The organism is Streptomyces sp. NPDC043812 (assembly GCF_056436245.1).
On the sequence record NZ_JBWKCY010000064.1, the window covers coordinates 1 to 8,218 of the forward strand.

Sequence of the window (8,218 nt, forward strand, 5' to 3'; positions counted from 1 at the left end):
CGCCTCACCGGCGAGACCACCATCTCGTGGCGCGATCCGACATCACAGAACCAAATCCGCATCACAGGATAAAACAACGGGAGAAAACGACCTCTAAGTAGCGGAAGGCGTGCGCAGCGGTGTGCGGCCAACCTCGATGGCTTCTGCTGCCTCCTCCTCGTCGTAGCTGACGGTTCCTTCGCCGCGGCACTCGTCGCACTTGTCCCAGACGAGCTCGGGTTCATCGTCGTCGGTGCCCCTAATAACTTGCACAGACCCGTCGCCGTCGCATTCGTCGCAGGTGAACTCGTACTCGCCCGGTACCAGTTCCATCGCGTTGTCCCTCCCCAGGAGCGTGTGTGGGCTGTGATCCTAGTCAGCCGCTGCGATAGATCGTCACGGAGCGTACAGGCGCACGATCTGACGCCGATGTTCCTCAAGCCCCAAGTCACCCCAGAGACTCACCTCTTAACAACTCGATGCGATCGCCCCCTCCTGGTGCCCGGCATGGCCCGTGGAATGGCAACGCGCCTTCCACCTCACCCGCCAACACCTGGAGGAGATCGGCGGCGAACTGCCCACCGAGCCCGGCGTCGTCGTACACCAAGGCGAAGACCTCGGACGATGGGTACGGACACAGCGACTCGGCTGGGAGAAGCTGACAACGGTGCAGCAGTGGATGTGCGAGCAAGTCCTCGGCATCGAACCCGCCGACGAGGACGAGAAGCCAAAGCCGCGGACCAGCCAGGCCGACAAGTGGGCGATGCACCTCACCGCCGCCCGACAGTTCCACGAACGGGAAGGACACCTTCGAGTACCGCGCAAGCACATCGAAACGATCACCATCAGCGGGGACGGCGACGAGGACCAGAAACCGCGGAACGTCACGCTGAATCTCGGTGCATGGGTGAGCAACCAACGCTCCCGAGCCGCGACACTGACCCCGGAACGAGTGGAGCAACTGTCCCAGATCGGCATGCGGTGGACGTAGCCGTCCGGACGAGCAGCCGGGGCCGGGCAGGGCGATCCGGCCCGGCCCCGGCTGTCGCACGGTCAGCCGAGGCTGCTCGGCGAGTGAAGTACTAGGCCGAGCAGGCGACGGCCGAACAAGCGAACCTGAAACCCCGTCAACCCGTCGTGCACACCTGATCAGCACCTCCCGCGCAGCGGGGGAACCTCATCCCGCCGTCCAATCACGCGTTGGTCCGTCACAGCCTCTCCTGTGCCCTCTGTTGCGCCTGGTTCGGCCCTGGGCAAGACTCCCTGGGTGTCGCCATCGGCTGTTCGTAATCTCACCAAGGATCACACCAACGGAACCGGTTGGGCCATGACCGGGGTCGTGGACCAGAAGTCCGGCTTCCACTTGAAAAACATCAAGCACGACGGGCACTGGTTCGCAGACTCGATCAGCGTCGAGCGCATCGCGGTCGCATCCTTCTCGGACCACGACTTACGCAGACCCCGCAGCGACGCCATGAACTACCACGTCTTCGGCCTCGGTGACTGCCAGGTCGTATCGGCTCCCGAGGTGGTCACTCTGCCGACCGGGACCACGGACCCCTTGGGCTACTACGCGCCCCGCGTGAAGCTGGCCGCCAGCTACCGGATGCCTGACCTGCTACAGGAGCAGGGCCAGCAGATCGACCTCGATCTGGCGTTCCTCCTGACGCCGTACAACAAGGACCCGTCGCACGAGCCCGGCGGCGTGCTGTCTGCCGCCCGGCTCTACCCGACGTTGACGTTCAACGTCCCCTCCGCGGTCCGCAAGGAGAAGAGCTCTCGGATGCGGTACCCCACGGCGGTCCAGGCCGTGTTCCGTATCAATATGCGCTTCGACGACCGAGGGGTCGGTAACCAGTGCGGCATCTTCACCGACAACGAGGAGCTCGGGCTGCTGGGCGTCGTGCGGTCAGGCCTGTGGGGTCGCGGTGGTCCGGGAATGCTCACCTTCAAGCGCGCCGAGAAACCCGTCCGGTACGAAGTGTGCGGGCGCGGCGTGCACCACGGGAAGCACGTCGGCTGGGACAACGTCCACCAGTGGTCGCACCCCAGCCTCCCGGGCAGCCACTCGCTGCGCGACGGCGTCAAGAACCAGCCGCTCACCCCGGGACTTCCCTACGGCGGACACATGCACTGGCGGTGGGGACGAACTGCGGCGACCGGTGCCACGATACTGCCGGGGGGCAAGCAGTTCGCCGGCCGCGGAGGCTCTGGGAAGCCACTTATCGATGCACGCATCTACGATCAGAACATCGAGTTCGCCATCGTCGATGGCAGCGAACCTCTCGGCGACAAGGCCGACCTGCTGGACCGACTGGATCGCGACCCTGCTTCGTTCCTCTTCCGAGACTTCTTCCACGTCTGGCAGGACATCCGGCAGATTCCCAAACCGCTGCTCCCGAGCACCAACCTGGTGATCTGGATGACCATCATCGCGTGGGGGCCGGGCTGGAACGGCACCGAGATCGCCTACGGGGAGCCCAGCATTAGCCTGCCTGAAGATGTCGAGTGCCCCGCCCCCGAGTACTACACCCGGGAGTGGGGCGGCACACTCTTCGCGCACGGGCTCTTCTTCCCTCACGAGGACCCGAGCTCCCTGCCTCTCCTGGCACGCATGCTGCCGGGAGCCAAGAACGCCCAGTACATCCCCCCGCGACCTCCGCAGACGTGGCTCCGGACGGACTGACATGGCGACCGACGAGGTGCTCGTCTACGAGCTGGCCACCTCCGACGAGTTGGACGGCCGTGCCGACGTCCTGCAGGCCGCACTGGCTTCCCTAGCCGGTCCCGCCGAATCACCGTGGTTCGAGTCCTTGCCGGCCGGGTGCTTCCGCTGGGAGCGCGGCGCACCCGTACGAGAGATGCCAACACTGGGTGTGGTCCGGTCGCCCGACACTGCGCGTGCGGCAGCGGCCGGCTTCATGCTGCGGGTGAACGCCGCGGCCGCCGAGCGCACCGAGGGGGCCCAGGTATCGGGACGGCTGGCTCCGTTCCCGGTCGACTCGTTGCGCCCAGGCGTCACCCGCCCAGTGCTCAGAGCCCACGCGGACGGGCAGGCACCCCGGCGTGATGATCCTGCCGAGGAGTGGCTCAGCACCTGGACCGTGTGGCTGCCGACCAAGTCCCGCGACAGCTCGCAGCGGACCCCGGTCGTCGGCGCGAACGTCGAGCTGCGGGTCGGTGCCGACGGCATGGTGTCCTCGCTCTCGTCCAGGACCCGGCCATGGCGCGCGTTCCGATCGGTGCCGGTGTACGACTGGCGGCCGGCGGACGACCGTCACGACGCGGACGACGACGAGGGCGGGCACCACCACCGGCAGGGGGGCGCGCCCGGTCCGCACAACGACGAGCCACCCCTGGTGTACCTCTCGGATCCGCCTACCGAGGCGTTGCGGTTCTGGTCGCCCTACTGGGTTATCAGGGTCGAGGAAAACGACGGCGAGGAGGACTCTCACCATGCGCGCCGGCTGTGGCCGGCCTGCGAGCACACCGTGATGCCCGAGATCGTAGTGGAGGACGAACGAGGCGAGGCGGCCCTCCGGGCGCAGGTGCTGCGACCGGGTCAGACCACCGAGCTCGTCCGGCACGGCGAGGAGTGGACGCTGCGCTGGGCGGTGGCGTCGATGGCTGACGTCCTCGTCGGACGGCGCTCGGTCAGCGAAGGTTCCTCGGTCTCTCTGGGCGCCGGGCTGTACCTCGTCGGCTTGGAGGTCGTCCACAACGCCACAGGCGCACGGCGCTCCACAACGACCCAACTCGTCGTGCCGGGTGCGGACGCCTACGACATCCCCCTCGACGACGATCCCGCCGTAAGCTGACCGCCCCCGGCTGCGGTGGCCCCGCTGCAACCGCGCCGGGAGGCTCAGGTCTCCGCGCCGGTATCGGGATTCCAGGTCGGCAGGGCGCTCAAGGTGGTGCTGCGCACCATGACGAGCGAGGTCGGGGCCACGATGTCCCACTCGCGGACGTTGCCAGGCGGCCAGGCCACCTCGTCGCCGGGCGCACCCAGCGAGGTGAGCTGTTCGTCGATGAACGTGACGTAGCCCGGGTCCCCGATCTTGGGCAGACCGTCGCCGGCGTACACCTCGCCCGTCTCCATATAGTGCTTGACCAGGTCCTCGAAACCCGGGCGCACGGGCACCTGGACCCGCGCGGCCCCCGCGTTGAGGAAGGCGAGGAAGTCCGGGTCGGAGTGGCCGGTCACCACCATCCGCCCCCACTCGCTGCGCCGTCCCCAGAAGTAGGGGTAGAGGACCCATGCCGCGTGCTCCCACTCGAACGCTTGCTGGAGGAACTGCACCTCCGGCACCTCGCTCGCCCGACGCGCAAAGTCGATGGTCGGATGCGACAAGTCGGGGTTGGCGTAGGGATAGCTCGCGATCATGTCGTAGTCCACGGGGCTGTTGCGCATCACGTCGATGACTGAACGCTGAATCTCGGCCCGGACGATCTGCTGCAGTGCCGACCTGGCTCCGGTAGGCGGGTTGATCGTCTCCCCGGGCCGGTTCGCGGCGGCTTGGATCACCGCCTGGGCGTACTCGCGACGCAGTTGCTCATAGCGCTCCGCCACCCGTCCGAACGCCGTCGCCGCCCAGTCCCGTTGAGCGGAGTCCAGCAGCTGCAGGTTCAGGGTGACGGATCCGGCAATGCTGGAGTAGTTGTCGGCGTTGAAGGCGACGGCCACGGTGGGTCCGGGCAGGTGGGTCGGGAAGGTGAAGAATTTACTGGTCTGCCCTTGGTTCCCGCTCAAGGCGATAGTCCAGATCTTCACCTCGCCGCCCACCGCGACACCGCCGTTCGGCGTGTCGCCGCCCTCCTGCTCGGCCGTCACCACGAACGTCGCCTCGGTCACCTCATAGCCGTCCGGCAGCTGAACGTCCTTCGCCGTGGCGTGGTGGGCGCCGTCCCCGCCGCCAGTGGCGGCGAACGTGAAGGTCGCCACCCGGGTCGGCTCCGGCTGCGGCGGGATGTCGGTGACCCGGAAGCTCCGGATCACGTTCTCGAGCTTGTCACCGATGTTCTCGAGCGTGAGCGACTCGAACAGCTCGTGGTCGGGCTCCTCCACCGGGATCTGGATCTCGGGTCGGGTGATCGCCAGCTGCCAGATCAGCGCGGCCGGCTCCGGGATGATGACGTCATAAAGCTCGCGCTCCCCGTACCAGAAGATCTTGGCGTGACTGACCCTCTCAAGGAACTGGTAGACACCGGCGACGTGGTCCGGCTCACCCGACTCGCGGTGGAAGCCATGTGAGTTGGTCTCCGTGACCTCTCGCTCGACCAGCGACCGCGTCTCCCTCGTGATGCGTTCGAGGGTCCGCTTGACGGCGCGCTCGATGGTCTCCCGGGAATAGCCTTCCGCCGTCGATGCAGCCTCCTCTGTCGACCTGTCCATCGCGGCACTGGCTGATGCCACGATCTTCGTCGGCCCTCGGCTGGTCACCTCCACGCTGCCCTCGAGGTGCAGATCCTCGCTGACGACCTTGCTGACCTCCCTGCTCAACTCGGCGCGGTCGGTGCTCTGGAGGTCACGGGCCACCTCGCTCTCACGCTCCACGGACTCGAAGAACTCCGTGCGCGTGACGGTTCGGTCGACGTGCTGTCGGTTGCGCTCCTCGCCGATCAGGATGTTCTCGATATACGCGATCTCGGCCCGGCGGTAGCCGGTCGTCTGCTGCCGGACGAGGAGAAGATCGCTGCGCCCCGCGGGCTCGAGGTAGCTGGGAGTCGGCTGCACGTACGGCAGCAGGTCGTGCCAGTGGACCAGGTCCTCCAGTGCCACACCCAGGTGCGTCAGTCGGTCGCGAATGCGGTCCGGCAGGCTCTGTGCCAGCGCCGAGGCGAGGCGGCGACGCTGCTCACGAAGACGTGCGGTCGCTTGCGTTGTATCGATGAGCACCGGGGACCCGAACAGGAAGGTGCGAATCACGCCGCGGCCGACAGCCGCGCCGGAACCCGGAGCCAGCACGGGGGAAGCGCTTATCACGGTGGCTTCGGGCGACCCCCCGGGGTGGCGCCCCACCCCGACGACCCGGTTGACCACGCCGGCTGCCATCATGCGCAGGCGGCTCGTCCGGTCGTCCCCGTCCCGGGCGTCGAGCTCAGCCTCCAGCCGGGCGAGCGCGGCAGCGGTCCTCGGAGCCAGTACGTCGATAACAGGCGGCTTCAGCTCGGGGGGACTCTGCGGGGGCCCCGGCGGCGAGGGCCCGCGCCGCCGCCCGGAACCCTCGGTGAACACCGAGGGCACCACCAGCGGAGCACTCATCCACGCCACCAGCTCCTTGGCGTCCGCCGGACCTGTGTTCGCGAAGAGGGCTCGCATCAGGCGGTAGAGGTCGGCCACGTGCGCGATCGGACGGGCGCGGCCGGTCGCGGCGTACTTGAACAGCAGCACGAGGTCGTTGAGGGATGTGACGACCTCCGTCTTCCTCAGCAGCCGAGACAGGGCCGCCCAGCTCTGTTGCCCGGCAGCCGTGGCAACAAAGTTCTGTAAAGGGCCCTGGCCGCCCGGCCAGCTTGCTCGACCGGTGGTGATCAGCTCCGCCAATCCGGCATCGAGCTCGGCTATCCCGGGGATGTCGCGCCACGCCTCGAGCCGGCCGTCCAGGAACGTGCCCACGGGCAGCGTCCACAGCAGCTTCGCCGCCTCGTGCCCGGGAAGGAACAGGCGCTGCCCCAGCTCCCAGGCCCGGACCTGCGCCGCGACGACGTCGGGCAGATCCAGGGCGAGATGGACGATGCCCTCGCCGCGCCCCGGGTCCGCGGGGCGAAGCGTCGTCAGTGCGAGGAGGGGGGCGCCGTACCGATCTGCCATGACCACACTCCGAGGCTCAGAACTCTCTCGATTCTCGCGCACCGTCCCAGGGTGTGCATGCGGCCACGGTGGTCGTGGGGGCGAACCCTCGCCGAGACCGACCCCGGCCGACGGCACCGCTCCCCGTCGGAGGACAGGGTCGCGTTCAGCTCCGGTGAGGTGACACGCAGGCTCCGGACCCGGCGGCCTCGACAGGCAGGCCTGCTGGCCATCAATCGTGCGTTCGGGCCGCCCTGCACACCGGCCCGAACGCGTGGAGGCAGCATCGGCCGAGTAGACGAGGCGGGGTGCCGAGCCCAGATCGACTCCCGTTAGCCGTCCAACGCGCCATCGACGACATCATCGAAGCCGTTCGCGCTCAGGACGACACACGCACCGACCGCCTCCTGCGCGACTTCACCCACATCGCCGACCTCGCGGCCCTGTTCGCACTACGCCAGAAGCTGATCTCAGGATGCGAGTACAGCGCAGAGGGCAGCGACCTCGAACAGCAGGAGCGTCGGCAACACGGGTGACCACCGCGGTCTGGGTGGGCGTCCCTGGCGGGACACGGTGCCCCGGAGAACAGAGCCAAAGGTGACCCTGGGCCGCGGTGGCAGCCTAGTGCGCGTCGGGACCTGCCGCCTTTGTCACCTCCCACTCAACCGGCCATGCTCGGGCGACCAACACAGGGCCGGCTTGGCCTCCACGAGTGCGCGCAGAGACCGATCGTCATAGACGTGCTCCAGGCCATGGCCGGATGCCAGCGGAAGAACAGCTCATCGTCCTCAGGTTCGTGTCGATGTGGCTGTTTCTGACCCCGATGAATCCATGGATCTTCGTGCCCGTGAACGCGATCCTGCCCGGCAGACAGCCCGCTGACCAGCGGATACTTACTGCCGTACCGCAAAGTCACGTGATGGGAACCGCAAACCGCGACCTTGATCGGCAGGACAGGTCACTAGGGAGCATCGCTCGCGGGCTGCACCGTCCCGCCGGGTAGCTTCGAGCCGTCTCTCATCGCGACCGAACACATGACATAGCGGAATCCGGCGTCCCAGTGATCTTTTCTGGTTCGCCAGGACCAAAGGTCATGGGTGTCGTTCGCGTACGCGGACCCGAAGCCGTTCGCGCACATCTTGATGATCTCGTTGTCGTCGGCGATGTCCTGATAGGTCACACCCGCGGGCGACTTGGCAAAGCCCACGACCTGCTGATCGTGCGGGGCGCCGCAGTCTGCGAGGAGGAATGCCGTGTAGTTGGGCCGTTCCTTCGTGTTGAAGCAGTCACCGACCATGGCGGTCTGCACATAGAACTCCTCGCCGTTCCGGCGCAGCGTACCCACCGGCCCGATGTGAACCGTTCCGGGTTCGGTAGAGACTCTATTCCGTGAAAGGATTGAGTCATGGCACGCCCCTCCTCCTACCCTTCTGAGCTGCGCAAACGAGC

The 8,218-nt window shown here is 67.3% G+C and carries 7 protein-coding genes; 4 read left to right on the plus strand and 3 right to left on the minus strand.

What is annotated here, in order from left to right:
* Positions 1-93: 93 nt before the first annotated feature.
* The gene (locus AC067Z_RS38200; RefSeq protein ID WP_478794252.1) at positions 94-312 is read right to left on the minus strand and encodes a hypothetical protein; all 219 of its coding nucleotides are present in this window, start codon (positions 310-312) and stop codon (positions 94-96) included.
* 181 nt (positions 313-493) lie between these two features.
* On the opposite strand from AC067Z_RS38200, the gene AC067Z_RS38205 reads away from it, so the two are divergent.
* From AC067Z_RS38205 to AC067Z_RS38215, 3 genes are all read left to right on the plus strand, one after another.
* Positions 494-970 carry a helicase associated domain-containing protein gene (locus AC067Z_RS38205; RefSeq protein WP_478794253.1) on the plus strand — a complete coding sequence of 159 codons (477 nt, stop codon included), beginning with the start codon at positions 494-496 and terminating at the stop codon, positions 968-970.
* 336 nt (positions 971-1,306) lie between these two features.
* Positions 1,307-2,665 (plus strand): hypothetical protein, encoded by a 1,359-nt coding sequence (locus AC067Z_RS38210; protein WP_478794254.1) that lies wholly within the window; start codon positions 1,307-1,309, stop codon positions 2,663-2,665.
* 1 nt (position 2,666) lies between these two features.
* The gene (locus AC067Z_RS38215; RefSeq protein WP_478794255.1) at positions 2,667-3,797 is read left to right on the plus strand and encodes a hypothetical protein; all 1,131 of its coding nucleotides are present in this window, start codon (positions 2,667-2,669) and stop codon (positions 3,795-3,797) included.
* 44 nt (positions 3,798-3,841) lie between these two features.
* On the opposite strand, the gene AC067Z_RS38220 is transcribed toward AC067Z_RS38215, so the two are convergent.
* Complete coding sequence (locus tag AC067Z_RS38220) at positions 3,842-6,790, minus strand: hypothetical protein (RefSeq protein WP_478794256.1); 2,949 nt, start codon at positions 6,788-6,790, stop codon at positions 3,842-3,844.
* A 287-nt stretch (positions 6,791-7,077) separates the two neighbouring features.
* On the opposite strand from AC067Z_RS38220, the gene AC067Z_RS38225 reads away from it, so the two are divergent.
* Positions 7,078-7,305, plus strand: coding sequence for a hypothetical protein (locus tag AC067Z_RS38225; protein WP_478794257.1), 228 nt, complete (start codon positions 7,078-7,080; stop codon positions 7,303-7,305).
* Between the two features lie 425 nt (positions 7,306-7,730).
* On the opposite strand, the gene AC067Z_RS38230 is transcribed toward AC067Z_RS38225, so the two are convergent.
* Positions 7,731-8,114, minus strand: a complete 384-nt coding sequence (locus AC067Z_RS38230) for a hypothetical protein (protein ID WP_478794258.1) — start codon at positions 8,112-8,114, stop codon at positions 7,731-7,733.
* Positions 8,115-8,218: the final 104 nt, after the last annotated feature.

Coding starts and splice junctions, on each gene's coding strand:
- AC067Z_RS38200 (WP_478794252.1), bottom strand. CDS start 312: ATGGAACTGGTACCGGGCGAGTACGAGTTCACCTGCGACGAATGCGAC.
- AC067Z_RS38210 (WP_478794254.1), top strand. CDS start 1,307: ATGACCGGGGTCGTGGACCAGAAGTCCGGCTTCCACTTGAAAAACATC.
- AC067Z_RS38215 (WP_478794255.1), top strand. CDS start 2,667: ATGGCGACCGACGAGGTGCTCGTCTACGAGCTGGCCACCTCCGACGAG.
- AC067Z_RS38220 (WP_478794256.1), bottom strand. CDS start 6,790: ATGGCAGATCGGTACGGCGCCCCCCTCCTCGCACTGACGACGCTTCGC.